Below are 26,484 nucleotides of genomic sequence, written 5' to 3' on the forward strand. Positions count from 1 at the left end.
AATGATGACGAGTAGGGCGAGGCACGTGAAACCTTGTCTGAATATGGGGGGACCATCCTCCAAGGCTAAATACTCCTGACTGACCGATAGTGAACCAGTACCGTGAGGGAAAGGCGAAAAGAACCCCTGTGAGGGGAGTGAAATAGATCCTGAAACCGCATGCATACAAGCAGTGGGAGCCAACTTGTTTGGTGACTGCGTACCTTTTGTATAATGGGTCAGCGACTTACATTCAGTAGCAAGGTTAACCGAATAGGGGAGCCGTAGAGAAATCGAGTCTTAATAGGGCGTTTAGTTGCTGGGTGTAGACCCGAAACCAGGCGATCTATCCATGAGCAGGTTGAAGGTTGGGTAACACTAACTGGAGGACCGAACCCACTGTCGTTGAAAAGCCAGGGGATGACTTGTGGATAGGGGTGAAAGGCTAATCAAGCCTGGTGATAGCTGGTTCTCCCCGAAAGCTATTTAGGTAGCGCCTCGGACGAATACCATTGGGGGTAGAGCACTGTTTCGGCTAGGGGGTCATCCCGACTTACCAAACCGATGCAAACTCCGAATACCAATGAGTACTATCCGGGAGACAGACTGCGGGTGCTAACGTCCGTAGTCAAGAGGAAAACAATCCAGACCGCCAGCTAAGGCCCCAAAATCATAGTTAAGTGGGAAACGATGTGGGAAGGCATAGACAGCTAGGAGGTTGGCTTAGAAGCAGCCACCCTTTAAAGAAAGCGTAATAGCTCACTAGTCGAGTCGGCCTGCGCGGAAGATGTAACGGGGCTAAAACTATGTGCCGAAGCTGCGGATGTAACTTTTAAGTTACGTGGTAGGGGAGCGTTCTGTAAGCCGATGAAGGTGTATTGAGAAGTATGCTGGAGGTATCAGAAGTGCGAATGCTGACGTGAGTAACGACAAAACGGGTGAAAAACCCGTTCGCTGAAAGACCAAGGGTTCCAGTCCAACGTTAATCGGGGCTGGGTGAGTCGACCCCTAAGGCGAGGCCGAGAGGCGTAGTCGATGGGAAATTGGTTAATATTCCAATACTTCTGTGTAATGCGATGAGAGGACGGAGAAGGTTAAGTCAGCCTGGCGTTGGTTGTCCAGGTGGAAGACAGTAGGCATGCATCTTAGGCAAATCCGGGGTGCTCTATGCTGAGAGTCGATAGCAAGCTGTACTTGTACAGTGAAGTGGCTGATACCATGCTTCCAGGAAAAGTCTCTAAGCTTCAGTTACACAGGAATCGTACCCTAAACCGACACAGGTGGTCAGGTCGAGTAGACCAAAGCGCTTGAGAGAACTCTGCTGAAGGAACTAGGCAAAATGGTACCGTAACTTCGGGAGAAGGTACGCTGCTGACGGTGATGATCCTTGCGGTCTGAGCTATTGGCAGCCACAGAAACCAGGCCGCTGCAACTGTTTATTAAAAACATAGCACTCTGCAAACACGAAAGTGGACGTATAGGGTGTGATGCCTGCCCGGTGCTGGAAGGTTAATTGATGGGGTTAGCGTAAGCGAAGCTCTTGATCGAAGCCCCAGTAAACGGCGGCCGTAACTATAACGGTCCTAAGGTAGCGAAATTCCTTGTCGGGTAAGTTCCGACCTGCACGAATGGCATAATGATGGCGGCGCTGTCTCCAGCAGAGGCTCAGTGAAATCGAATTCGCCGTGAAGATGCGGTGTACCCGCGGCTAGACGGAAAGACCCCGTGAACCTTTACTGCAGCTTGACATTGAACTTTGACCTTACTTGTGTAGGATAGGTGGGAGGCTTTGAAGTTAGAACGCTAGTTCTAATGGAGCCATCCTTGAAATACCACCCTGGTAATGTTGAGGTTCTAACTCTGCCCCGTAATCCGGGGCGAGGACCATGTCTGGTGGGTAGTTTGACTGGGGCGGTCTCCTCCTAAAGAGTAACGGAGGAGTACGAAGGTGCGCTCAGCGTGGTCGGAAATCACGCGTAGAGTATAAAGGCAAAAGCGCGCTTAACTGCGAGACCCACAAGTCGAGCAGGTACGAAAGTAGGTCTTAGTGATCCGGTGGTTCTGTATGGAAGGGCCATCGCTCAACGGATAAAAGGTACTCTGGGGATAACAGGCTGATACCGCCCAAGAGTTCATATCGACGGCGGTGTTTGGCACCTCGATGTCGGCTCATCTCATCCTGGGGCTGAAGCAGGTCCCAAGGGTATGGCTGTTCGCCATTTAAAGAGGTACGCGAGCTGGGTTTAGAACGTCGTGAGACAGTTCGGTCCCTATCTACCGTGGGCGCTGGAAATTTGAGAGGATCTGCTCCTAGTACGAGAGGACCAGAGTGGACGAACCTCTGGTGTACCGGTTGTCACGCCAGTGGCATCGCCGGGTAGCTATGTTCGGAAGGGATAACCGCTGAAAGCATCTAAGCGGGAAGCCTACCTCAAGATAAGATTTCCCTAGGACTATATGTCCTCTAAAGAGCCGTTCGAGACTAGGACGTTGATAGGTTGGATGTGGAAGTACGGTGACGTATGAAGCTGACCAATACTAATTGCTCGTGAGGCTTGACTATACAACACCCAAGCAGTTGTATATATAGCTTAATCGATTCATAAAACATCAATTCATCTTGATTTAGTGAAATAGCTAGATATGAGCGAGGATAAGCAAAGATTAATAATCTTTGCCCGAGCGCAAGACATAAAGCTATGCTTTATGTTACACTTCAGACTTAATATACTAATCCGTTAATAACTCTTTGGTTCGTAAGTAAGGCACACACTGTGAAATTTAACTCACATCGTGATTAAGACCCCAAAACACCACAACAGTTTGCTGGCGACAATAGCAAGAGTGAACCACCTGATCCCTTCCCGAACTCAGAAGTGAAACCTCTTCGCGCTGATGGTAGTGTGGCACTTGCCATGTGAGAGTAAGTCATCGCCAGCTTTTAAATACTAAACCTCCCAACTTATGTTGGGAGGTTTTTTATTGCGTGGGAAAAATACTCTGTCAGCAAAATAGTTTAAGATTTAAAGAATTGTGCTACCTTTATTTTAATTAGATGCTGAATAAGAAATGATATTAGGGCTGCCATGATTTTTTATACACTTTTATGTGGTATTGGTGCGGTCTATTTATGTTTCTTAATGTGGAAAAGATTGAAAAAATCTAAGCAAAAATATCAAGCACCTAGAATAATTCGTAAATGGGTCCTTGATAATCCTGAAGGAGAGCTTTATGAAGCTTTTATCACATCTGATCAGAAGGTCTGGTCTGCTTGCGGGCGTTATGCACATTCTTCTGGTTCAGCGAGTACGACTTAGTCTGATTTTCTCTCAGGCGATTTAAATGAACTTGTGCAAAGAACTATGGGGTAGAAAGTGCTTGAAGAAATGCTTGAATGTCTTAAGCAACAAAATATAAAGTAGTTGATATTTCTTCATCATAAAAAGATGCAATCTGCTCTGATAAGTGTTTCCATTTAACTTGAACTATCATTTTCAAGAGAGCGTTGAGGTTAAAGTAGGCCCCTTATTACAATAAATATTTATACTTCCGCTAGTTTTTGAACAAATAAGTCAGTAGAAAAGAATTTTCCTTATATGCTCAAACATTTCTTTATGTTATAAATAATTTTATAGGCATGTTTTTTGCTTGATTTTTGAAGGAAGATTTTATGAGATTATCTGTTGGGTTGAAAGTTACGAATAGTCTATCGCTAACTCCTCAATTGCAGCAGGCAATTCGGCTCTTACAGCTTTCAAGTTTAGAGTTGGAGCAAGAAGTACAAATACAATTAGATAGTAACCCGTTACTGGAAAAAATTGAAGAGATTGGCACAACAGAAAGCTTATCTACATTAGAGCCAGCGGAAAATGCGGATTTAACAACAGAACTTAATGCTGATCATCTACCAAATGATTTACCCGTTGATACAGAATGGGATGATATTTACACCCATCAGTCTACAGCTTTAGGATCACCTGAGTATGAAGAACGAGAAGATAATCGACAGGTTCAACATAATCTAAAAGAACATATTTTAGAACAAGTTAATTTATTACATTTTTCTAATATAGATAAGTTGATTGCATATTGTTTAGTAGATTCTTTAGATGATAAAGGATTCCTAGATGCTGATTTAGATGAAATTCTGTTTGCTGTAACGCGCATATTGCAAGAAATGGATAGTGAGGAAGAGGTTGAATTAGATGAAATCGTTGTTGTTCTTAAACATATTCAACATTTAGATCCAGTTGGTGTTGGTTCACGGAATCTTGCAGAATGTCTTATGATTCAACTCGAAAGTTTGAACGAGAAATCCCCTTATGTGGCTGAAGCAAAGAAGCTTCTGAAGAGTTATGAGCTGCTCATTGCAAATGATTTAAATAAGTTGTTAAAACAAACGGGCCTATCTAAAGAGCAGTTAAAAAGTGCAGTTGATTTATTAAAAACTTTGAAGCCTTATCCTGGTTTAGAGTTCAATCAGCAAGAATCTGAATATCAAGTTCCAGATGTCGTTGTTGCTAAAAAAGATCTACATTGGCAAGTGCAACTTAATCCTGATGTCATTCCAAAATTGAGAATCAACTCCTTTTATTCCAGCATGATTCGTCGTGCTGATCAAAGTGATGACAATGTTTATCTACGCAATCAGATGTTGGAGGCTAAAAATTTCATTAAAAGTGTTGATGAGCGTCATAAAACACTATTAAAAGTCGCGACGTGCATTGTTGAGCATCAAAGAGCATTTTTAGAGTTGGGACCTGAGGCGATGAAGCCTTTGGTGTTGCGTGATGTGGCTGAAGAAGTTGAATTACATGAATCGACAGTGTCTCGCGTGACAACCAATAAATATATGCTGACGCCGCGTGGGCTTTTTGAATTGAAATATTTCTTTTCAAGTCATGTCGGAACAACGGCAGGTGGGGAGGCTTCTTCCACAGCGATTCGAGCCATGATTAGAAAATTAGTTTCGAATGAAAATCCGCGTAAACCTTTGTCGGATAATATAATTGCTGAGATGTTAAAGGTAGAAGGAATTGAGGTCGCTCGACGGACCGTCGCAAAATATCGTGAATCGTTACATATTCCATCATCTTCTGAAAGAAAAGTCTTGATCTGAATTTCAAGGTGTGACTATTCTAGGCATTCATTATGACCAAATAATGAATTTTTTAATAATCACTAGAGGACTCGCTAAGATGATTTAATGAGTGTTGAACCACATTATATGCATTAGATTGCTTGGGCGATGTTTTCGTATCCTAAGAAAAGGTGAGGGATAGAATTATGCAAATAACGATTCGTGGACACCATTTAACCATTACACCTGCAATTGAAGAGAATATTAAAGAAAAGTTTAGTCAAATGACCAAGCATCTAGATCAGGTAAATAGTATGCAGATCAAATTGGCTAAAGATCATCAAGTTGATAAACGTTCACATAAAGGGAGTGCAAACCATATTGCAGAAGCAATTATACGTCTGCCGGGGATTGAATTGTTTGCACAGGCGACAGCCGATGATATGTATACTTCGATAAAAAAACTAACAGAAAAATTAAAGCGACAGCTTGCAAAACATAGAAAAATACAATGTTCTTATCAACATGAACTTGCAATTTTGACTTAATTTTTAAGTTGAGTGAAAGAGGCTTTTTATAGAGCCTCTTTTTTTAGTGATAAAAAAAGAAAACGCTTACTGAATTATATGAAAAAGTTATAGTAAAATAGCGCGTTTTACACCAATGGTTGTATAAGAGGTCTTGGCAATGAATAGTGAGCAGCTCACGCAAATTTTAAAAGAAGCTTTTCCTGAAGCAGAAGTAGCAGTGAGCGGACAGGCTGGCAAGTTTGACCTTCGTATTGTTGATGACCAGTTTGAAGGTAAACGTACCGTCACTCGCCAACAGGCTGTTTATGCACCCCTGAATTCTTATATTGCGAGTGGTGCAGTTCACGCTGTTACGATTCGCGCAATGACAAAAGACGAATGGCGTAAAGCAAGCCTTTTCGGAGTATAAATATTAATGGATAAATTTTTAATTACGGGCGGTGTTAAGCTCGAGGGCGAAGTGCGCATTTCTGGTGCTAAAAATGCAGCTTTGCCTTTACTTGCAGCAATGATCCTTGCTGACTCTCCGATTACGCTAACCAACGTACCTAATCTAAAAGATGTGAATACATTGGTTGAGCTGATAGCTGGCTTGGGTATCACCATGCGTTATGAGGGTGAAACGGTTTGTGCTGATGCTTCGACATTAGATAACCAATTTGCACCTTATGAACTTGTAAAAACGATGCGCGCCTCTATTTTGGTGCTTGGTCCATTGTTGGCGCGTTATGGCAATGCTAAGGTTTCATTGCCTGGTGGTTGTGCGATTGGTTCACGTCCAGTTGATCAGCATTTAAAAGCATTAGAAGCTTTAGGCGCACAAATTGAAGTTGAAAATGGTTATGTCCATGCTTCAGTTGATGGTCGCTTAAAAGGTGGCGAAGTTGTTTTTGATATGGTTACTGTCGGTGGTACAGAAAACATCTTAATGGCTGCGGCATTGGCTGATGGTGTAACCACGATTCGTAATGCTGCTCGTGAACCAGAGATTACTGATCTTGCGCAAATGCTGATTAAAATGGGCGCGAAGATTGAAGGTTTAGACACGGATACGTTAGTTGTAACTGGTGTAGAAAGTCTACATGGTTGTGAATACGCTGTGGTTGCTGACCGTATCGAGACGGGTTCATATTTAGCTGCTGCTGCGATTACGGGTGGTCGAGTTAAAACCACGCATACTGATCCTTTATTGCTAGAAGCGGTATTGGAAAAATTTGAAGAAATGGGTGCAGAAGTTACTTGTGGTGATGACTGGATTGAGTTGGATATGCAGGGTAAACGTCCTAAAGCTGTGAGTTTTAGAACACTACCGCATCCAGATTTCCCTACAGATATGCAAGCACAATTGATGGCGGTGAATGCAATCGGTCGTGGTTTTGCAACGATTTCTGAAACAATTTTTGAAAATCGTTTTATGCATGTACCTGAACTGTCTCGTATGGGTGCAAACATTCAAGTCGAAGGGCATGACGCGGTTGTAACTGGAGTAGAGACACTTCAAGCTGCACCTGTGATGGCGACTGATTTGCGTGCTTCATTTTCCCTAGTCCTTGCAGCTTTGGTTGCAGAGGGTGAGACACTGATTGATCGTATTTATCATATTGATCGTGGTTATGAACATATCGAAGAAAAATTGCAAAGTTTAGGGGCTCAGATTAAGCGAGTAAAAGGATGAATGACTTAAGAAACGATGATCCAAATTTTGATGTAATGGGCAATTTTGATCATGGTTTAACTTTGGCACTCAGTAAAGGTCGTATTTTAAAAGAGACTTTACCTTTACTTGAAAATGCAGGCATTAATTTACTGGAAGATCCAGAAAAGTCGCGTAAGTTGATTTTTCCAACTACGCATAAAAAAGTACGTATTCTTATTTTACGTGCTTCGGATGTGCCGACTTATGTTGAAAATGGTGCAGCAGATTTTGGTGTGGCGGGTAAAGATGTATTGATGGAGCATGGCGCACAACATGTGTATGAATTGCTTGATCTAAAAATTGCCAATTGTAAGTTAATGACTGCGGGTAAAGTGGGAATGCAACGTCCGAAAGGGCGTTTAAAGATCGCGACCAAATATGTCAACTTAACACGTCAATATTATGCAAGTTTAGGTGAGCAAGTGGATGTGATTAAGCTCTACGGTTCAATGGAACTTGCACCGCTCGTTGGATTGGGCGATTACATTGTCGATGTGGTCGATACAGGAAATACCTTGCGTGCCAATGGTTTAGAGCCATTAGAGGAGATTTGTAAGGTTTCTTCGCGTTTAATCGTTAATAAAGCAAGTTTCAAACGTAAACAAGCGTTATTAAACCCAATCCTGACTCAACTTGAGCAGGCGATTAAAGAACGTTCGAAATAAAAGCGCCTATTCTGTACAAAGGTCAACTTAGGTTGGCCTTTTATTTTTTAGTTTGTCGGGATTGCGCATGACATAGATATTTTGAATCTGCTGGTTGCAATCAAATGCAAATGTCATCGCGATCACACAATTATGCTGTTGATCATATAACTTAAAGCCAATATTGCCATTGAGATGGCATATTTCCCAAAAAAGCTCATTCCAAGCCTGAAAGAGCAAGCGCTCAAAAAAGCGTAATACACTGGGCTGATCGATGAGTGGTTGAGGAATAGCTGAAACCTTACCGCCACCATCAGCAGCAAGCTGAATATCTTCACTCAGAAGTTTTTTAAGTTGATCGAGATTGTGCGAGTGAATAGCATATCTAAAGGCATTTAGTAAAGCCATCTGATGTGAAGTTGGTAATGTCGAGAGTGCCTTTGGTTGTTCTGAAATTCGCTTTCTTCCACGTACTACTAATTGCCGACAATAACTGTGCTGCTCTTGGAGAATTTCAGAAACCTCTTGGTAATCAAGATTAAAGATATCATGCAGTAAGTAAGCAGCTCGTTCTTTGGGTGAGAGTTTTTCAAGAACTAAAAGAAATGCAGTAGATAGGGTGTAATCAGATTCGATCGACATCTGTTCTGTATGTTGATACGGTTCGGGTAACCATGTACCCACATATTCAGTCCGTGACTTGTGGTGTGAACGAAGTAAGTCAATACAATGACGAGTACATACCGAAGTAAGCCAAGCTTGGGGATTGAGGATTTCCTCTTTAGGCTGCATTTGCCATTTTAGAAAAATATCCTGTAATACATCATCTGCGTCATGTGTTGAACCTAAGAGACGATAAGCTAGGCCGAACAAGAATGCTCGGCTTGCTTGAAATAGATCTAAATCGTGTTTCGTGAGATTTTGTTGATTTTGCATCATCTTTAATGTTGTGAAATGCCAATACGATTCCATAAATTAATCATGCCAATCAATAAAGTTAAAGCAGATATTTGCTGTTCGTTAAAATATTTTAATAGGTTGGAACGCAGCGGCGCATAATCTGTTTGAGGGTGTAGTGTCGTTAATGCTTCTACCCAAGCAAAAGCAACTTTTTCTTGGTCACTGTAGTCTGCACAATGACGCCATACGATGAGGCGGTCTAGACGTGATTGGGTTTCACCATCTGCCAATGCTTCGGCAATATGCATTTTTACGCAATAAGCACATCCATTGATTTGTGAAGCTCTTAACAGAACTAAATGATAAAGTGGGCGTTCGATCAAGGCTAAGTCATCAATATTCTGGTGTACTTGATGAAGATGATGTACTGCACTTGGTAAATGTTTTTGCGGATGAATATTACTGTTCGTCATTTTAAAACTCCTGATATGAAAAAATAGGGTTCTTAGATTGACGAATCAGCATTCAAATTTGTGACAAGGATCTAAAAATAATTTTTAAGAGATTGTTTTATTTTAAAAATATTTCTAGTTTTTTAGGTGAGTAATGCTATTGGATTGCTCATCGGCAAACTAATTTTATCTCATAATTTTTTTAGGCTGATATTGCATCCACAAATTGGGTGAAAAAGAGTAAACTTAGCGCTCTCTTATTCGCCTTGTGGGTAAATTGATGCGACGTTTATCGACTCAGGATCAAAATTTTAAACAGACATTTGCTGAGCTATTGGCATTTGAAACTGTCAATGATCCTCAATTAATACAAACTGTAGATCAAATTATTGCTGATGTTCGTCAGCATGGTGATGATCATGTGCTGAAATTAACGCAACAGTTCGATCGACATCCCGCGCATCAATTCTCTGATTTAGAACTCACTCAAGCACAACTTAAAACTGCATTTGAGGGATTAACGGTTGAAATCCGTGACGCATTAGAACTGGCTGCAAAACGTATTCGTGCTTTCCATCAAGCTCAAAAGCAAGAAGGGTGGACTTATATTGATGAGTTAGGAAATACTTTAGGTCAAAAAGTTACACCACTGGATCGGGTCGGAATTTATGTGCCAGGTGGTTTAGCTTCTTACCCATCTTCTGTATTGATGAACGCACTTCCTGCCCATGTTGCAGGTGTTCCTGAAATCATTATGGTTGTTCCAGCACCAAATGGTGAGTTGAATCCATTGGTTCTAGCAGCAGCCTATTTGGCTGGTGTGAGTCGGGTCTTTACGATTGGTGGTGCACAAGCCGTGGCTGCTTTGGCTTATGGCACACAAACTGTTCCAGCAGTAGATAAAATTACTGGTCCAGGAAATCGTTTTGTTGCAGCGGCAAAAAGGGCCGTATTTGGTCAAGTCGGTATTGATATGATCGCAGGGCCTTCAGAAATTTTGGTTTATGCCGAAGGCGAAAATAATGCGGATTGGCTTGCGATGGATGTGTTGTCACAAGCGGAACATGATACGGTTGCCCAAGCCATTTTTATTACACCTGATGAGGCACTTTTAAATGCTGTTGATGCAGCCATTGAAAAGCATTTAAGTGAATTACCAAAAGCCGAAATTGCCAGAACTTCGATTCAAAATCGTGGTGCTTTGGTTCTCGTTAAAGATCGTGCAGAAGCAGTTGAATTGATTAATCAAGTTGCACCTGAGCATTTAGAGCTTTGTTTAGATGATGCTGAACAGATGAGCCAAGAGATTCGTCATGCTGGTGCAATCTTTATGGGGCGTTATACGCCTGAAGCGATTGGTGATTATTGTGCAGGTCCAAACCATGTCTTGCCAACATCGGGTACAGCGCGCTTCTCGTCTCCACTTGGCGTCTATGATTTCCAAAAGCGTTCTAGCCTAATCATGTGCTCGCAGGAAGGTGTTAAACCTTTGGCGAAAACTGCGGATGTGCTTGCGGTACAGGAAAATCTTGATGCTCATGCTCGTTCAGCACGTTACCGTTATCAATAAATCTAATTTAAAACTTCTCCCTAAGCCTCTCCTTATAGGAGAGGGAATAGCCACCTGCAGACTTAATATTTTGGTGGAATAAGTTTGAATATTCCTCTTCGAGAGCTTAGGTGAGGGTTAAAAGAGAAAATAAAATGTCGAATATCACAACAGAACAAATGCGTTTTTGGAGTCCTGAAGTTCGTGAATTGGAACCGTATATTCCCGGTGAGCAACCCAAAATTCAGAACTTATTAAAGCTCAATACCAATGAAAATCCATATCCGCCATCACCGAGAGTTGAGGCGGCGGTCCAAGCTGTTTTGGCAAATCAAGCCGATGCATTGCGCCTATATCCTGATCCTGATGCAACAGCCTTGAAGCAAGCGATTGCCAAACAGCAAAATGTTGAGATTGCACAAGTCTTTGTGGGAAATGGTTCAGATGAAGTTTTAGCACATATTTTTAAAGCATTTTTTATTCAAAAAGAAGCTGTGCTTTATCCAGATATTACTTATAGTTTTTATCCTGTTTATAGTCAGTTCTTTGGCATCCACACCAAGCAAATTCCATTGAATGAAAATTTTGAAATAGATGTTGCAGATTATAAGCAAGCGAATGGTGGGGTGATTATTACCAATCCAAATGCGCCAACCAGTATTGCTTTGGGTTTGGATCAAATCGAACAGGTTTTACAAGCAAATCCTAATCGAGTGGTTGTGATTGATGAAGCTTATGTCGATTTTGGTGCTGAAACTGCTGTTCAGTTGGTCAATAAATATGAAAACTTAGTGGTCTGCCAAACGACGTCTAAATCACGTTCATTGGCTGGTTTGCGTGTTGGATATGCCATTGCACAAAGTCATTTGATTGCTGCCCTTGAAGCAGTAAAAAATAGTTTTAACTCCTATCCGATGGATCGTTTTGCCATTGCAGCCGCTGTTGCTTCCTTTGAGGATCAGGCTTACTTTGATGCGCAATGTAAAAAAGTCATAGACAGTCGTGAAAAGTTGATCAGTGAGTTAATGGCTTTAGGTTTTCAAGTATTGCCATCAAAAGCCAATTTCATTTTTGCCACGCATCCAAAACATGATGCGGCTCAATTGATGCAACAACTACGTGATCATGGGATTTTGGTCCGTTATTTCAATAAACCTCGGATTAACCAATTCCTGCGTATCACGATTGGTACAGATGAACAAAATAAGCGTTTAGTGGGTACGATAAAAACGCATATTTTATAAATCTATTTTTGATTTAGAGGTCTGTTTTCTGCCATGTGTTGAGTAAATTGAGCATGGCAGAAATTTTATCAAAACATTCTTGATATTCAGCTTCTGCATCAGAAGCGATGGTGATACCACCACCTGCCCACATGGATAATTCGTTTTGATATTTTTGAATACTGCGAATTAAAATATTCCATCGACCTGTTCCATCAAAATTAAAATATCCTAAACTACCGCAATAAGCACCGCGCGGCGCACCTTCTAGTTCCTCAATAATTTGCATGGCACGAATTTTAGGTGCTCCTGTAATTGAACCACCAGGTAGGGCAGACAATAACATTTGCATAGGATTGATTTCTTCTTTCATGGTCGCGGTAATTTCACTGACCATGTGATGCACTTGATTGAAACTTTCGATTTCAAATAGTTTGGTGGTTGTGACCGAACCTGTCTCAGCGTAAACACTTAAATCATTGCGTAATAAATCAACGATCATGACATTCTCAGCTTGGTCTTTTTCCGAGCGACTGAGTTTTTCTTTAGACCGCTGATCCTGTTGAGGGTCATTAAAACGTGGCATGGTTCCTTTGATGGGACGGGTTTTTATTTTTCGATTATTTTGGAATTCAATAAATAACTCAGGAGAACAACTGAGTAATTCAAAATCATTAATTTTTAGATAGCCTGCATAAGGTGCGTGTGTGAGCTGCCATAATGCTTGTGCTGAATTTAATAACGAACCTTGAGCATTCGCTTTGAACTCTTGGGTGAGATTAATTTGATAACAATCTCCCGCTTTAATGTATTCCTGAACGTGTTGGAATGCATTTAGGTATTGTTGTTTTGACCAGCGAGGGTGGGATTCTTCAAGTAAAGTAAGTGCGGACAGGTTCTTAGATGTTGGTTGAGCAATCAGATCAGATATACATGCATAAATAGCCTGAGCACATTCTTCGCGGCTATGAAAGTACCAAGCATTGTCCTGAAATCTCAAGAAAGTTGAGTATTGACCTAAGAAAAAACTGGGTTGAGGGTTGCTGGAAATATTGACATGCTGATTGGCACTATAGTCATAACTGAAAAAACCAATATATCCGCCATCAAATGCAACATTTTGCTGAGAGTTTTGAGTGGTTTGATCAAAGCTTGAGAACTCGGTAACGGTTGCTGCTTCTGGTTGTAATTGATATTGATTGAATGCAGTTTGATGAAACTGTTGAAGTATGGATTGCTGAGATACTAGAAATTTTTTAGGTAAAAAAGCAATCACTGGAAAATTTTGGTCATGCAAATAGACCAAACCCGTTAAATCATAAAGTTGGGAGAGAAGGTCAAATGCAGATGTAAGTTCTGTATTAAGCTTTTGTTTAAAATAAGACATAAAATGAAAATATATTCATCTACATTTGGGAAAGAGGATTGTACTACAATCAAAAAATGCACGTGATATTTTATAATTATTTAGAATGAAAAACAGACAGACATTTTAATTGTATGATCAAAAAAGCTTGGGACGTAAATGTCAATGTTATTGATACAGAGAAAGGAAAGAAAAATTTTGCTTACATTTTATGGTTACTTTTTAGAGAGTAGACAGAGGGTGTGGTTTTTGACAGTTATGATCAAAATTTAAATATTTAATTTTTATAAATAACTATGTTTTTTAGATACTTATTTATCTTTCTCTATTACGGGTTTGAATGTATTGATGCGCGCCGTTTATCGGGTTGTTACTAAAAAACATTTAACAGTAGTTGAACATAAAATAACAAACGAGTAATTTAGTAGTTGCTAAGCGAACTACTCAAGGATTGGAAGTTCAGGTTGTCATTTAATAAAAAACAACAGTGGACAGTTTAGAGTAGTGAAAGTCAAAAAATAAATGCTCTTGGGAGAGTGCTCAATGAAAATGTTTACTAAACTAGTTTTAGTTTCTTCAATGGCGATTAGCGCAAATGCAATGGCTATGCAGGCAATGGACGATACTGCACTCAGCGCTGCGACAGGTCAAGATGGGATCAATATTGGTATTGCTTTAGGTGCTGGCGGTATCTCTATCGATAAATTATATATTCACGATAATGATGGTTTACAAGCATCAACTGGCATTACTGGTGCAACAGGTGTTGCGGGTGCGATCACAATTGATGGTCTTAGTATTACTCAAGTTGGTACTGGTAACTTACTCGATTTAGTGATTGATACTGATGCTGGTACTGGGGGTGAAGCATTCCTGAACATCGCGGCTACTGTTGGTGCGGTAGATGTGAGCATCGGTTCTATCGGTGTTGCGGCATCTAACGGCGCTGCTTTAACTGATACTACGACTGCTGTTCGTGGTGTGGTTGGTACACCAACGGAAATTCTATCTGGATTGGACTTGTCTTTAGGTTCGATTACTGCGAATGTTCAACTAGGTGCTACACCACAAGGCGCGATGATCAAACTTGATTCTACTTTACAAGGTGGTTTGACGATTTCTAACCTTGGTATCAATGATGCTGCGGGTGGCGGTCAAATCTTCCTAGACAATATTTATGTTCGTGGTACGGGTAATGCGACTGGTGACTTAGATATTCAGGCTGATATCTCAGTAACGCAAAATGGGCTTGTATTACAAAACAACAGTACTCAAGGTATGAATGTGTATATCGCTGGTGTGCGTTTGGGCGACAGTGCAACTGCTGCTACTAACGCTTCAATCGGTGATGTAGAAATTCAAGGTTTAAATGTTGGTTCATCAACAATTACCATTTCTGGTCACTAATTTTTATTTAAACAAAAAAAGCGCTTCATGCGCTTTTTTTGCATTATATGTTTTCGATAATTATTGATATTGTCATATTGTATCTATAGCGATGTTTTGGATACATAAAATAAGCCCAACCCAAGATAAAAACATACATTTCGTCAAAAAAAATAAAAAAAAGCTGTATTTTTTCATAAAAAAAGGTATCTTCAACAAGCAAGGACGTAGTGTTTGTGACTAAACACTAAAAATAAAATGAATAAGGCAAGTGCTGCCACGGTTAGAAAAAGAGACTTATGTTAGAGATCGCTTTAGGCTCGGCATTGATGTATTACTTCACAACGCAAGCCTTTGAAATAGAAAAAAAAACCTGAGGGGACTGTTCACTACACAGAAACCCTAGATTCTCGCAACCCTTCTTTTACACGGAATCACCGTGAAGCCGTCACAATTAAACCTGCTGTAGAGGATCAGTTTCGCGGTATCGTCCGTCAAGCTTATGACTATAGCTGTGGTTCGGCTGCATTAACCACGTTGTTAAATGGTTATGGTGGTTTGAGCTTAACAGAACAGCAAACCATGTCTGGTTTACTTCAATACGGTGAATATCAACGCATTATTGAGCGCCGTAGTTTTTCATTATTAGACATGAAGCGCTTTGTTACGGCATTGGGGTTGAATAGTGGTGGATATCGAGGGAAGTTCTCTGATCTGATCGAATTAAAACAACCCGCTATCGTTCCTATTACTTATGCAGGCTTTAAGCATTTTGTGGTTTACAAAGCCTATAAGGATGGACGTGTTTATGTCGCTGATCCCGCTTTGGGCAACATCAGTTTTGATGAGGTCCGTTTCAAAGAGGTTTGGGATAACAATACGCTTTTCCTTGTCGATGTGCCTGAGCAATATCGTAAAGACTTATTAGCACTGCAAGATGCTGATATGCGTCATGTAGAAGATGCGACCATCAATAAATATGCACTTGCAGACATTCAATTTCAAACACCTCGGTTTGAGCGTTTAGCGGATAGAGCATCGACCATGCGCCGCGTGTTGGAAACAAACAAAGATTCAGCGAACTACAATCAGCCAGTGACGACATATATGCGGATGTACTATAAGCGCAAATAGTCCTTAAGTTTTAGTAAATTAAATGCATAAGTAGGATGTTATAATGAATAATCAATGGATGAATATGAGTGTGCTTGCCTTAAGTCTAAGTGCAATCACAACAACTCTTTATGCGGAAGATCAAACACCACTAGATCAGGTTGAGCAGGTTCAAGACGCACAGACCTTAGCTGTAGAATCAGATGAAGCCGCTGATGCTACGTCAGTTGTGGTAGAGCCATCGCCGGCTGAAAATAGTGTAAATCAGGCTGCGAGTGCATTACAGCAGCAGGAGGGTGATGCGACACAAGAAGCCAATCTGCAAGAGGTCTTTACGTCTAGTGAGCGTCAGTATTCATTAATCAAGAAGGGCGTGATTTCTTCATATTATGACATTGATTATACTTATTATCGCGATAGCCGTATTGATGCTTCGATGGAAGATGGGCGATTAAATAATCTTCGGGTGGAAGAAGATGCCAATCATACATTGACCAATACCTTTACCTTGCAATATGGCTTTTTAGATAACGTTACCTTATCTGCTTCATTGCCTTTTATGGCGAAAAAACAACTATTAGATGATAAAACAGCAGCAGGGCTAGGCGATATTTCTTTTAGTGCACGTTGGGAGCCATTCCCACTCAAACAAGGGCGTTTACCACTGATTGTATTTGGTAGTTTATCGACCAAGACAGGTGATAGTCCTTATGAAATTGCGACTGATGAACTATCGACTGGTAAGGGATATTACTCAGTTGGTGGTGGTGCGAGTACGCGTAAATATATCGATCCTGTGGTTTTATTTAGCTCTGTTTCAGCAAGCTACGGTTTTAAAGAGTCAGGATTAAACCAAGTCCGTGGTAATCGTATTTTAGAAAGTTTTGATCCAGGTTTAAGTGGTGGTTTCTCATTCGGTTTTGCTTATTCATTTAACTATGATGTCTCATTGACGATGTCATATCAACAAAGCTTTAACACGGGTGCAAAGTTCTATTTCAAAAATGATGAAAGCTTTAAGTCAGCAGATCAAAGTAGCTCGATGTTGTCGTTTGCTTTAGGTGTTCGTGTTTCGCCTAAAACCATTGTCAATGGAACTGTTGGGATCGGCTTAACCGAGGATGCACCAGATGTATCATTAGGCTTGTCTTTCCCGCTTGATATTATAGGTTTCGGTAAGAAACTACGCTAAGGAGACGTAATGGTGAAATACCCTAAATTATGTCCTTTGACGATTAGTATCTTGATTGCAGGACTTTCCAATATTACACATGCTCAATTAGGGCAAGATTTATCGGTTGATTTGAGGTCGCTGGCATTGGGAAATGCGGTAACTGCAGATCCACCTGGCATTAGTGCAGTGCATTTTAACCCTGCTGCTCTCGCAAAGTTGGAGGGTTTACAGACTGATGTACAAGGGATTTTAGCTAACTTTTCAATTAAACGGGATTATACAGCACCCGCTGGTTACAATGTTTTTGGTTATTCTGATGATCCATTGGTTTGTAATGATGGCCCAGAGATTGATGCACGAATATGTACAGACTTTAAGGGCACAGTATCTGGAGATGTTGAGTACGCGAGTATTTATGTTCCAGGCTTAAAGAAAATTGTCGATCTAGGGCCGAATATGCCTTTGGTTGCGCCTACGGCGGGCATTTCATATAAGCCACCTGGCTCAAAAGTAACTTATGCGACAGCAATATATGCACCCTTAGTCGCGGGCTTTGGTGCTGAAGACGGCAATCCCAGTAACTATATGGGACAGCAAGTTGCATTAGAGCGTATTACGTATTTATCACCATCATTTGGTTATCAAGTCAATGATCACTTGGCGATAGGTGCTTCATTTGGGATGTCGTATCAAGCGATTGCATTGAAAACAGACTTGCGGTTTCCCAATGAGATGATTGGGGTGTTACGGATGGTCGATGAGGTTGTCTGTGCTCCATTTAAAGGTAATGGCGATATTATTACCGATTTATTACTCTTTGGAATGTGCAATTCAAAAGAAGGGATGAATCCATTTAATAAAATGGGGGCGCTTGAAGTCTCTATGGAGCAATCGCTGAGCCCAAGTTATAACCTCGGGATTTTATGGGAGCCAACAGATGATTTTAGTTTTGGTATGGTTTATCAAAGCGAAGCAAAAATGCGTCTGCGAGGTAAGTATCTCATCAATAATGCAGTTGCGCCACAGCAACTTGTTGCAGGCCTTAACTCATCAGCAACAGGGCAAATCCTTGCAGCGATTTTAGGCTTACCAGGATTTGTGCCAGATATTGAGTCTGGTTTGGTTGCGATGGATTTTAAATATCCACAACATTTTAAGGCAGGGATCAAATATAAAATATTCCCAGACTTACAGATGAATTTTGATGTCGGTTGGACAGATTTCTCTGCATGGGATAAATTTCAATTTGAGTTCGATCGCCAGATTTCATTATTAAAAGTAGCAAAATTATTGTCTGCTGATGTCACCGATCGTTCACTCGCATTGCCTTTGAGATTTCAGTCGGCTTGGCGTTGGGGGATTGGCTTTGAATATTCAGCGACAGATCGTTTAAAGCTACGGATGGGATATGAGCCGCGAACCAGTTCAATTCCTGATGATAAACGCAATACCATGGTACCGATTAACAATGCGCAGTTATTTGGCTTGGGTTTAGGCTACCGATTTGATCAAGATACAGACTTAGATTTATCAATTGGTTTTTTACGCAGTCGTGATGATATTCCAGCAAATACCAGTAGCCTAGCCAACAAAACTGGGGTTGATAATATTCTACTCAACCCATATGCAGGTCTAGATATTAAAACAAATACGAAGGTTACATTACTTGGTATTAATTATAGAACAAGATGGTGATGCAAAAGACAATGAAACATGGATCTAAATTTGCGATGCTCATGCTAGGTGCTGTATTGGCAAATGGGTCGACTGGCTATGCAGATGGTTTTTATACAATTATTGGGCCAGATGGTCGCCCAATGATTGTGCCTAAAAAAAATGTACAACGGGATGTATCGCCAAAAAAACAAGTTGAGCATGTCACCCCTCAAAAGAAAGCTGAACCATTAGATAAGTCAAAGCCAGTTCGATTACAATCATCTGAGCCAAAATCAAATACAGGCAAAGACTTAGGATCACAACAGCAATCACAATCCTTAAATCCTATTGTGGTTTCGCCTGCTCCAAGCTCAACGAAAGATACAGCAATCGAAACTCGTGTTCTCACGCCCTCGGCTGAGAAAGAAATAGCAAATCGCGTGGTGACCAAGACAAATCCTCAGGTAGAGGAGAAAGCGATTATCCAACCGAAGAAAATAGAAAAAACGCAAATGCAGGTTGCTAAAGAGCAGCAACCATCTATTGTAAAAGAGACCTCCAACCCCTCATCTTTAGCTCCTATTCAGCAAACAACAACGCCAAGCGCTTTCGCTAAAATTGATGGCATTGAATATGTGAATAATGAATACCTTGAAGACCAAGAATTCAATTTGGATGGGAAAAAGCGTTTTTATATGATGCCAGACGGCAGTGGTCGTTTAGAAACGGTGGAACGTAAAAAAGGGGTGAGTCGATCAGTTCTTGACAAGCTTCTAAATCGTTCAGTACAAGCTGATGCCCCCATTGTTTTGGCTGACAGTTATATACGGTTGTCTGAACAGGATTTGTCGCTCGCATTTGAAGATGACCGTTGCTTTTTAACAGATTATTCTAAATCTATTAAGACATTAGCACCTCAAAAGGAGGTGGGTGTATGGCCACGTAAGCCTTTAAAAGAAAAGTTTGAATATGACTTAGTTAAAATGGATGCCTCCATTGAGTATATGCAGATTGATTCTTATGCTATGAGTACTGAAAAGCCTGTTTATTATTGGCCTTTGGTGGTTTTTCTCGATGAAAAAGGCTGTATCAAAGAAGGCGCAAGCGGGTTTAAGAGCGGCGTGACAAATGCGAATTTTTTACAGCATGCGTCTATTCATGGGGTCATCAAAGTCCCTTCAGATGCTCGCTATATCATGATGACGCCGTTGGCTTCAGCAGTGGATGTATCAGAACACGAACTCTCGAATCAAGGACAGATCAAAATCTCGGCTATACAGTAATTAAAATTTAGGATGAATGATGTATGAATAAAAGAATCGTATTGCCATTTGCACTTTCTGCATTCGCCATTCTTTTGAATGGATGTGGTGGAGAAAGCGCTAAAATTAATGAAGACCCAACTAAGGGTACGAAAGGTGTAACTTCAAATACCAGTTGTGATGTCACAGCAACTAACTGCTTACAGTTTGCGATGGATTATCCTATAGCAGGTTTAAATTTTGATTGTAGTTCAGATAATGTGCATCATTTTGCGACTAAATTTGAGAGTAATGCGGTGACGGGTGCCTGCAAATTGGGTGATACGGTAACGTTTTATCTACAAGGGGAAGAGTCGCCGAAGATTAGTTTAGGTGCTGTGAAACTTGATGATATTTCTAAATTAAAAATGCAAACTCCATCTCGTATGAGAGTGATTGATCTGGCGATGGCGCTGACTGGGAAAACACCGACGACTTTGGATGAGACGGATGAGACCATTGGTGTCGCGATGGCATTGGTTAGAATTTTCCAAAGTTTAGGCGCTGAGCAAGGTAGTAATGTTATTGGTGATATTCAACCAACTGAAATAACGCAAGAAAAGAAGAATCAACTTGCGGGTATTGCTAGCTCGATTGGTGTCAATGAATTGAGTAGTGGTCAATATGTTGAGCTGATAAAACCTTGGGTCGATGTCAGCCCAGTTTCTAATGAGCAGGCATTGGAAACGTTGACAACATTATTAAACTTTTCTAATACTGGTGTGTGGGTCGCGAACCGAACAGTTTTTAAATCTGGGGACAGTACTAAAAACACACTGCTGCCAGAAGGCTTTTTTGGCTGTAATACGGATTATTCAAAATGTTTAGATGCAAAGGTCAATAATTTATTACATGCGATCGGAGAGGCATTGTTATTGACAGATCGCCAAGGTTATATCTTTGGTTATGGGCATCAATGGCGAGGAAGTGCGATTAAAGATGGGAATGTGATTGCACCTACTATTCTCACAACGACAACCAAATCTGTGAAAATGCAAGTCAATCCTCAGTACAGTTGGTTAAATCCATTTACACAAGCGATTGAAGTGGATCGACCTTTGTCTTTTAATTTTAATTCGAATGCATCCGATGATTTGATTGTTAAGCAAGGGAAGTTGATGAATGGAACGACGATTGCTGGAACAGAAGGATTCTATCGAGGTTTAGTCAATCTTAAAGATAGTGACAAAGTCGATAGCTCTCATTTAGGTCAATGGCAACAAGCCCTCGGCAATCAACCTTTTAGAGGCACGGTTGATATCATAAAAGTGAATCCCACCAGTTTCCTTTCAAAAGATATTTTTAAAACTGAGCTAAATGTTGCATCGGGACAACGATACGTATTTCCACTCTATGCGACATTAACCTTTAGGTTTGATGAAGTTGCAAAACTACCGCCAGTAGATTTAGGTATCGTCATTGATGAACATGGGGATATTCGGACTGATATTCGGAAAGACGCTACCGCAACGGATATGTCTGGACGATGTGCAACAGTCAAGTCTGTAAATGCGAACGGAACATATACAGATGAATATGATGAAACCCAATACCGTATTGGTACAACGGGTGCAACACAGTTTTCAACCAATGATAAATCTGTCTCTGTACGTATGATCTTATCTCATCCAAAATTTGAGACCATTGATGGTGCGTTATTTGGTTTAAATATTGATGGAATCGGTGGGGCAAAGATGAATATCCATAATTTATTGGATGGACAGCCAGCAGGGATTAACTTAACGAACTTCTCAAATAATACCGTTGTTTGGAATAATATTCATGCAATTGCTTTGGATAGCTATATACGGTTTTATGACGGACTAAAAACGGATAAGGATAAATATGTTGCGCCTACCGCAGAAGAGCGTGAGTTGGCGAAACGTTGGGCTGGTACAGTAACCATTAAAATCGCAGATCAAAATATTCCTGCGTGTACTTCCATTAAAACCAAGTCTTAGATTTTAGTGATCTAAAAGACCGCGATTTGCGGTCTTTTTTATTTAACCAGTATGGTCTAAGCGTGTGCCTAATGTTTCTAAATGAGGTGGAAAGAAACCGCTTTTACGGTCAGCAAAATAGTGCCTTAATGTTTGTTCCACACTAGGAAAGGCAAGTTCGTTCCAAGGGATCTCATGTTCTTCAAACAATCGGCATTCTAAACTTTCCTCACCTGCACCAAACATACCTTGTTTTAATATCGCTTTAAATAGCACATAGATTTGACCAATACGTGGAATATTGTAGGTGCAATAGAGTTGTTCAATTTCAACTTCTGCTTCAGCTTCTTCACGGGTTTCTCTCGCTGCGCCTTGCTCCATGGTCTCGAATAATTCCATATAGCCTGCGGGTAATGTCCATAGCCCGTAGCGTGGTTCAATTGCACGACGACAAAGTAAAACCTTATTTTCCCAAATGGCCAATGCACCACAAATCACTTTAGGATTTTCATAGTGAATGTGACCGCAATGGGTACAAACAAGTCGTGATTTATGATCACCTACTGGAATTTTTTGTTCGGTTTGATGCCCACACGCAACGCAAAAGCTCATAATTATCATCAGCGATAGAGATAGCTCAGCATAACTGAATTTTTATGACTGCGCATCAACTCTATATTTGCTGTTCAAATTTCAGCTATGATGCATAATAAAGGAAAATGCGAAAAAGAGATGAGTCATATGGAAGAACCATCGTTAATACAACTTTTACAACAACGGTTGCGTTTTTCCAAACGAATCCAACAGGCGGATGCGGCTGTTTTAATTGCGATTACGCAAGAGGCTCAACCTAAAGTGTTGCTGACGCGCCGTTCGATCCATTTATCCCAACATGCGGGTGAGGTTTCATTTCCGGGTGGGAAACGTGATCCGAGTGATACCAGTAATATTGTGGTTGCTTTACGTGAGGCCCAAGAAGAAACTGCATTAAATCCATTTGATGTGAAGCTGATAGGTGATTTGCCGATCCAACGTGCGCGTAGTGGTCTGTTGGTTAAGCCAATTGTGGGATTGATTCCTGCGCAAGTTGATTTAATTGCACAGCCTTCTGAAATTGATCGGATTTTTTTTGCTGAGCTTCAAGCACTGATCGATGCCCCACCTTTGCCGTATGAAGTTCGTTTAGCGCGTCAGTCATTATATTTTCCAAGTATGCAGGTTGAGAGCGAGGTGGTTTGGGGCTTAACAGCGAGAATGTTGGTTTCTTTGTTCCAATATGGTTTAGGGCATAAAAAAAACTGGCCTTTTCTAGTCAATCCACCTAATTTTGGTCTGTCTAAGTTTTAATTTTTTAAAGAAGTATTTTCTCATGATGTATACGTATCAAGGATTGAGTCCGAAAGCATTGCATGAACCTTGGGATGGCTGGGTTGCACCAACAGCGACGGTTATTGGTCAAGTGGAGTTTGGTCGCCAAGTGAGTATCTGGTTTGGTGCTGTAGTTCGCGCAGATAATTGTGTTATTCGTATTGGTAATTTTTCTAATATTCAGGAAAATGCTGTGGTACATACGGATGCTGGGATTGAGCTGAATATTGGTGAATATGTCACTGTGGGTCATAAGGCGATGTTACATGGTTGCAGCATTGGTGATAATTCCTTGATTGGGATGAATGCTGTGATTCTGAATCGGGCAGTGATTGGTAAAAATTGTATTATTGGTGCGAATGCCTTGATCCCTGAAGGTAAAGTGATTCCTGATAATTCAGTAGTGATGGGTTCACCCGGCAAAGTGGTAAAGATGATTGGTGAGCAGGATGTTGAACGTTTGCGTTGGAGTGCTATGCATTATGCGGAACACTATAAGCATTTTTTAGCATTAGAAGAATTTCATTTTTAGGCGTGTCTTAATCCAAAGTAAAATGTGCCAAACAGAAGTTTGGCTTTTTTGTATCAAAATAGAGAACAACTCGAATATCAGAATGGAGTGTGGTATGATATCGCTCGTTTTTCATCATACTTCGCCTAAGGTTTTTGCATGAAGTTGCTTGCATTGGAAACTGCCAATGAGCAGTGTTCCGTATCATTAATTGATGCGACTCAAGAGCTCTATTTTCAATTAGATGGGCGTGCAAAAGCACAAACACAAACGATTTTACCTTTAATTGAACAAGCTTTATTACAAACACAAAATCAACTTAAAGATTTGACCGCAATTGCCTTTAGTCGAGGACCGGGTTCATTTAGTGGTGTACGGATTAATGCTGCGGTTGCGCAAGCATTGGCTTGGTCACATGATCTGCCCGTCATTCCTGTTTCCAGTTTACAAGCGTTGGCACAGGCCGCATATCGTTTGCATGGCTTAACTCAAGTAACTGCTGTGTTAGATGCACGAATGCAAGAAGTGTATATCGCGAATTTTAGCTTGGATGAGCAGGGTGTCATGCAGGCAGTTGATGATGAAAAATTATTGCGTTATGAGCAAGCCACAGCCTATTGCAAATATATTGCAGTGGGTTCAGGGGCCGCGTTGATTCAGTCAGAACAGACACAATCACAAGCAATTGTGGCGACAGCACAAGATATTGCAAGTATTGCGAAGGTTTATGCAGCAGAACAAAAATGGGTAGATGCAGCATATGCATTGCCAGTTTATTTGCGCGATGATGCATGGAAAAAAATTCCAGAACAAGGTAAAGCGGGTTAGGTATGGATTTGTTACTGCTGCTTAAAGCAGCGATCATGGGTATTGTTGAAGGTATTACCGAGTTCTTACCGATTTCAAGTACAGGTCACTTGATTTTGGCATCGGAATTAATGGACTTTTGGACACCTGAAAAAAGTGCTGTTTTTGTCGTCTTGATTCAGATCGGTGCGATTGCTGCCGTGATCTATGAGTATTGGTCACGCTTGTGGAATGCTGCAACAGGTATGGTCACTGGAGAAGAAAAAGGACGCCGTTTGGGCTTTAGTCTCATTTTTGCTTCGATCCCAATTGTCTTGGTCGGGTTAACCTTTGGTCAATGGATTAAAGAAGTGCTCTTTAATGATCTTGTGGTTGCTTTGGGTTTGATTATTGGCGGCTTAATCATTATTTGGGTGGAGAAAAATCCACCTCAGATCAATGCAGCAGAAGTTGAAAATATTACCTTTAAGCAAGCCATCTGGATTGGTTTAATTCAGGTGTTGGCTTTGATTCCTGGGACATCGCGTTCAGGCGCAACCATTATCGGTGCAATGTATTTAGGCGTATCACGTAAAGCGGCAACCGAATTTTCCTTTTTCCTCGGTATCCCTGTGATTATTGGTGCAGGTTTATTGGACTTGTATCAGAGTTATCATGTACTTGATGGTTTCGATGATTGGATCGTACTTGCGGTTGGCCTGATCGTTTCGTTTATCTCGGCTTTACTCTTGATTCGTGCATTGGTTGCTTATGTGGCTAAGCGTGATTTTATGGTTTTTGCGTGGTATCGAATTGCATCGGGTTTACTCATTTTATTACTTTTCTTTACTGGTTGGAAATTATGGTAGGCGAGTTTCGCTTATTTTTTGAAAGCTCAGAAGTCGAGAAAGCACAGCACTATCAAACTGTGCTTTCTTTACGTGGGGTGGTGGTCGAGCTTTGTCTGATCGAGCAATTAAATGCTCGATTTTTGCGTTTGAACCCTGAACTTGCTTTATGCGTTGATGGATCGGGTTTGTGGTTATGTGCCAACGGCATGAAAATGCGACCTGATTGGCAGGCAGAAATTCCACGCTTAAAACGTGCTAGTCTTAAGTCGGAAATGCTCGCTCGCGCATGTCAATTGGCTGAGAAACCGAATTTGGTTGATGCAACCGCGGGTTTGGGGCATGACAGTTTATTGATGGCGCATTTAGGTGCACAGGTTCATTTGGTCGAACGGAATCCGATTCTATTTTGTTTATTAGAAGATGCAAAAGTTCAAGCAGAGCAAGATCCATTTTTACAGCTAACGATGTCGCGCATAGAGCTCGTTTTTGCTGATTCAGCGGTTTATTTAGAACAGCTTAAACAACAAGATCAGTCCGTTGATGTGGTGTATTTAGATCCCATGTTTCCTCAACGTGATCAAAATCATCAAGCAATCAAAAAACAAGCCCAAGTGAAGAAACAAATGCAATTATTGCACTTGTTGTTACCTGAGCATGGTGAAGTGGATTTAGGCGATCAACTGCTTGCTTTGGCTAAGCAAGTGGCAAAACGCGTGATTGTGAAGCGTCCACGGCATGCTGTTTTTCTCGCTGAGCAAGTTGCTGATCATCAGTGGTTAGGTGATGCTTGTCGTTTTGATGCTTATTTTTCAAAAGATTAATTTTAAAATAGATTCAAATGATTGTGTGGCTTCGGTCAATGCTCAGTAAAGATTTGTGATATAGTGATGTGGTTCTAGGATTTTAGACCACGCCTATAAGTGATAATCTACTCCCCAATAAGCATGGGAAATGCTTGTTTTTGGAGTCAACCATGACA

At 40.9% G+C, this 26,484-nt stretch carries 21 protein-coding genes, 2 rRNA genes and 2 pseudogenes; 21 read left to right on the forward strand and 4 right to left on the reverse strand.

All coding sequences use genetic code 11. From position 1 onward, the window contains the following. The 8 genes and pseudogenes from F991_RS05660 to hisG all read left to right on the forward strand — a co-directional run. Window positions 1-2,542, forward strand: a 23S ribosomal RNA gene (locus F991_RS05660); the annotation flags it as partial. A 262-nt stretch (window positions 2,543-2,804) separates the two neighbouring features. Further along, a 5S ribosomal RNA gene (gene rrf / locus F991_RS05665) occupies window positions 2,805-2,919 on the forward strand. A 146-nt stretch (window positions 2,920-3,065) separates the two neighbouring features. Then, window positions 3,066-3,350: pseudogene (locus tag F991_RS05670) on the forward strand (hypothetical protein). 299 nt (window positions 3,351-3,649) lie between these two features. Next, entirely contained in the window at window positions 3,650-5,098 is a 1,449-nt protein-coding gene (locus F991_RS05675) for an RNA polymerase factor sigma-54 (protein WP_004669793.1), read from the forward strand. 167 nt (window positions 5,099-5,265) lie between these two features. Next, window positions 5,266-5,607 (forward strand): ribosome hibernation-promoting factor, HPF/YfiA family, encoded by a 342-nt coding sequence (gene hpf, locus F991_RS05680; RefSeq protein ID WP_004669794.1) that lies wholly within the window; start codon window positions 5,266-5,268, stop codon window positions 5,605-5,607. 139 nt (window positions 5,608-5,746) lie between these two features. Then, entirely contained in the window at window positions 5,747-5,998 is a 252-nt protein-coding gene (gene ibaG, locus F991_RS05685) for a BolA family iron metabolism protein IbaG (RefSeq protein ID WP_004669796.1), read from the forward strand. A gap of 6 nt (window positions 5,999-6,004) precedes the next feature. Next, window positions 6,005-7,264 carry a UDP-N-acetylglucosamine 1-carboxyvinyltransferase gene (gene murA / locus F991_RS05690; protein WP_004669797.1) on the forward strand — a complete coding sequence of 420 codons (1,260 nt, stop codon included), beginning with the start codon at window positions 6,005-6,007 and terminating at the stop codon, window positions 7,262-7,264. Further along, entirely contained in the window at window positions 7,261-7,950 is a 690-nt protein-coding gene (hisG, locus tag F991_RS05695; protein WP_004669798.1) for an ATP phosphoribosyltransferase, read from the forward strand. Before murA ends, hisG begins: the two co-directional genes overlap by 4 nt. A 27-nt stretch (window positions 7,951-7,977) precedes the next feature. Here the strand turns inward: hisG and F991_RS05700 are convergent, their stop codons facing one another. Then, window positions 7,978-8,868: a sigma-70 family RNA polymerase sigma factor gene (locus F991_RS05700; protein ID WP_004669799.1), complete on the reverse strand. Its 891-nt coding sequence runs from the start codon at window positions 8,866-8,868 to the stop codon at window positions 7,978-7,980. A gap of 2 nt (window positions 8,869-8,870) precedes the next feature. Further along, window positions 8,871-9,302, reverse strand: coding sequence for a carboxymuconolactone decarboxylase family protein (locus tag F991_RS05705; RefSeq protein WP_004669800.1), 432 nt, complete (start codon window positions 9,300-9,302; stop codon window positions 8,871-8,873). Window positions 9,303-9,561: 259 nt separating this feature from the next. Between F991_RS05705 and hisD the strand changes: the two genes are divergently transcribed. Further along, complete coding sequence (hisD, locus tag F991_RS05710; RefSeq protein WP_004669801.1) at window positions 9,562-10,851, forward strand: histidinol dehydrogenase; 1,290 nt, start codon at window positions 9,562-9,564, stop codon at window positions 10,849-10,851. Window positions 10,852-10,985: 134 nt separating this feature from the next. Then, the gene (gene hisC / locus F991_RS05715; protein WP_004669803.1) at window positions 10,986-12,074 is read left to right on the forward strand and encodes a histidinol-phosphate transaminase; all 1,089 of its coding nucleotides are present in this window, start codon (window positions 10,986-10,988) and stop codon (window positions 12,072-12,074) included. Between the two features lie 13 nt (window positions 12,075-12,087). On the opposite strand, the gene pabB is transcribed toward hisC, so the two are convergent. Next, window positions 12,088-13,440: an aminodeoxychorismate synthase component I gene (pabB, locus tag F991_RS05720; RefSeq protein ID WP_004669805.1), complete on the reverse strand. Its 1,353-nt coding sequence runs from the start codon at window positions 13,438-13,440 to the stop codon at window positions 12,088-12,090. Window positions 13,441-13,962: 522 nt separating this feature from the next. Here pabB and F991_RS05725 point away from each other — a divergent pair. The 6 genes and pseudogenes from F991_RS05725 (at window position 13,963) to F991_RS05750 (ending at window position 22,010) form a co-directional block, all read left to right on the forward strand. Beyond that, a complete protein-coding gene (locus tag F991_RS05725) occupies window positions 13,963-14,826 on the forward strand; it encodes a putative pilus system protein FilA (protein WP_004669806.1) in 864 nt (287 codons plus the stop codon). A 278-nt stretch (window positions 14,827-15,104) separates the two neighbouring features. Continuing rightward, window positions 15,105-15,939 (forward strand): annotated as a pseudogene (locus F991_RS05730) (C39 family peptidase). A gap of 43 nt (window positions 15,940-15,982) precedes the next feature. Continuing rightward, entirely contained in the window at window positions 15,983-17,110 is a 1,128-nt protein-coding gene (locus F991_RS05735; RefSeq protein ID WP_004669810.1) for a putative pilus system protein FilC, read from the forward strand. A gap of 12 nt (window positions 17,111-17,122) precedes the next feature. Then, the gene (locus F991_RS05740; protein ID WP_171063448.1) at window positions 17,123-18,787 is read left to right on the forward strand and encodes a putative pilus system OmpP1/FadL family transporter FilD; all 1,665 of its coding nucleotides are present in this window, start codon (window positions 17,123-17,125) and stop codon (window positions 18,785-18,787) included. Between the two features lie 35 nt (window positions 18,788-18,822). Further along, window positions 18,823-20,031: a putative pilus assembly protein FilE gene (gene filE, locus F991_RS05745; RefSeq protein ID WP_416201913.1), complete on the forward strand. Its 1,209-nt coding sequence runs from the start codon at window positions 18,823-18,825 to the stop codon at window positions 20,029-20,031. Window positions 20,032-20,054: 23 nt separating this feature from the next. Next, a complete protein-coding gene (locus tag F991_RS05750) occupies window positions 20,055-22,010 on the forward strand; it encodes a putative pilus system protein FilF (RefSeq protein ID WP_004669813.1) in 1,956 nt (651 codons plus the stop codon). 42 nt (window positions 22,011-22,052) lie between these two features. Here the strand turns inward: F991_RS05750 and F991_RS05755 are convergent, their stop codons facing one another. Further along, window positions 22,053-22,601: an NUDIX hydrolase gene (locus F991_RS05755; protein WP_004669814.1), complete on the reverse strand. Its 549-nt coding sequence runs from the start codon at window positions 22,599-22,601 to the stop codon at window positions 22,053-22,055. Window positions 22,602-22,721: 120 nt separating this feature from the next. Between F991_RS05755 and F991_RS05760 the strand changes: the two genes are divergently transcribed. The 5 genes from F991_RS05760 to F991_RS05780 all read left to right on the forward strand — a co-directional run bounded on the left by F991_RS05760 (window position 22,722) and on the right by F991_RS05780 (window position 26,326). Further along, window positions 22,722-23,336 (forward strand): CoA pyrophosphatase, encoded by a 615-nt coding sequence (locus tag F991_RS05760; RefSeq protein WP_171063418.1) that lies wholly within the window; start codon window positions 22,722-22,724, stop codon window positions 23,334-23,336. A gap of 25 nt (window positions 23,337-23,361) precedes the next feature. Further along, window positions 23,362-23,889: a gamma carbonic anhydrase family protein gene (locus tag F991_RS05765; protein ID WP_171063449.1), complete on the forward strand. Its 528-nt coding sequence runs from the start codon at window positions 23,362-23,364 to the stop codon at window positions 23,887-23,889. A 138-nt stretch (window positions 23,890-24,027) separates the two neighbouring features. Next, window positions 24,028-24,696, forward strand: coding sequence for a tRNA (adenosine(37)-N6)-threonylcarbamoyltransferase complex dimerization subunit type 1 TsaB (tsaB, locus tag F991_RS05770; protein ID WP_004669817.1), 669 nt, complete (start codon window positions 24,028-24,030; stop codon window positions 24,694-24,696). 2 nt (window positions 24,697-24,698) lie between these two features. Next, complete coding sequence (locus tag F991_RS05775; protein ID WP_004669818.1) at window positions 24,699-25,523, forward strand: undecaprenyl-diphosphate phosphatase; 825 nt, start codon at window positions 24,699-24,701, stop codon at window positions 25,521-25,523. Further along, entirely contained in the window at window positions 25,517-26,326 is an 810-nt protein-coding gene (locus F991_RS05780) for a class I SAM-dependent methyltransferase (RefSeq protein ID WP_004669819.1), read from the forward strand. The genes F991_RS05775 and F991_RS05780 overlap by 7 nt, the downstream gene beginning before the upstream one ends. Window positions 26,327-26,484: the final 158 nt, after the last annotated feature.

Origin of the sequence: Acinetobacter sp. CIP-A165, from assembly GCF_000367985.1 — a bacterium.
Classification (GTDB): Bacteria; Pseudomonadota; Gammaproteobacteria; order Pseudomonadales; family Moraxellaceae; genus Acinetobacter.

Coding starts and splice junctions, on each gene's coding strand:
- F991_RS05755 (WP_004669814.1), bottom strand. CDS start 22,601: ATGAGCTTTTGCGTTGCGTGTGGGCATCAAACCGAACAAAAAATTCCA.
- murA (WP_004669797.1), top strand. CDS start 6,005: ATGGATAAATTTTTAATTACGGGCGGTGTTAAGCTCGAGGGCGAAGTG.
- F991_RS05780 (WP_004669819.1), top strand. CDS start 25,517: ATGGTAGGCGAGTTTCGCTTATTTTTTGAAAGCTCAGAAGTCGAGAAA.
- hisG (WP_004669798.1), top strand. CDS start 7,261: ATGAATGACTTAAGAAACGATGATCCAAATTTTGATGTAATGGGCAAT.
- pabB (WP_004669805.1), bottom strand. CDS start 13,440: ATGTCTTATTTTAAACAAAAGCTTAATACAGAACTTACATCTGCATTT.
- F991_RS05735 (WP_004669810.1), top strand. CDS start 15,983: ATGAATAATCAATGGATGAATATGAGTGTGCTTGCCTTAAGTCTAAGT.
- F991_RS05675 (WP_004669793.1), top strand. CDS start 3,650: ATGAGATTATCTGTTGGGTTGAAAGTTACGAATAGTCTATCGCTAACT.
- hisD (WP_004669801.1), top strand. CDS start 9,562: ATGCGACGTTTATCGACTCAGGATCAAAATTTTAAACAGACATTTGCT.
- filE (WP_416201913.1), top strand. CDS start 18,823: ATGCTCATGCTAGGTGCTGTATTGGCAAATGGGTCGACTGGCTATGCA.
- F991_RS05750 (WP_004669813.1), top strand. CDS start 20,055: ATGAATAAAAGAATCGTATTGCCATTTGCACTTTCTGCATTCGCCATT.
- F991_RS05775 (WP_004669818.1), top strand. CDS start 24,699: ATGGATTTGTTACTGCTGCTTAAAGCAGCGATCATGGGTATTGTTGAA.
- hpf (WP_004669794.1), top strand. CDS start 5,266: ATGCAAATAACGATTCGTGGACACCATTTAACCATTACACCTGCAATT.
- F991_RS05700 (WP_004669799.1), bottom strand. CDS start 8,868: ATGATGCAAAATCAACAAAATCTCACGAAACACGATTTAGATCTATTT.
- hisC (WP_004669803.1), top strand. CDS start 10,986: ATGTCGAATATCACAACAGAACAAATGCGTTTTTGGAGTCCTGAAGTT.
- F991_RS05705 (WP_004669800.1), bottom strand. CDS start 9,302: ATGACGAACAGTAATATTCATCCGCAAAAACATTTACCAAGTGCAGTA.
- F991_RS05765 (WP_171063449.1), top strand. CDS start 23,362: ATGTATACGTATCAAGGATTGAGTCCGAAAGCATTGCATGAACCTTGG.
- tsaB (WP_004669817.1), top strand. CDS start 24,028: ATGAAGTTGCTTGCATTGGAAACTGCCAATGAGCAGTGTTCCGTATCA.
- F991_RS05725 (WP_004669806.1), top strand. CDS start 13,963: ATGAAAATGTTTACTAAACTAGTTTTAGTTTCTTCAATGGCGATTAGC.
- ibaG (WP_004669796.1), top strand. CDS start 5,747: ATGAATAGTGAGCAGCTCACGCAAATTTTAAAAGAAGCTTTTCCTGAA.
- F991_RS05760 (WP_171063418.1), top strand. CDS start 22,722: ATGAGTCATATGGAAGAACCATCGTTAATACAACTTTTACAACAACGG.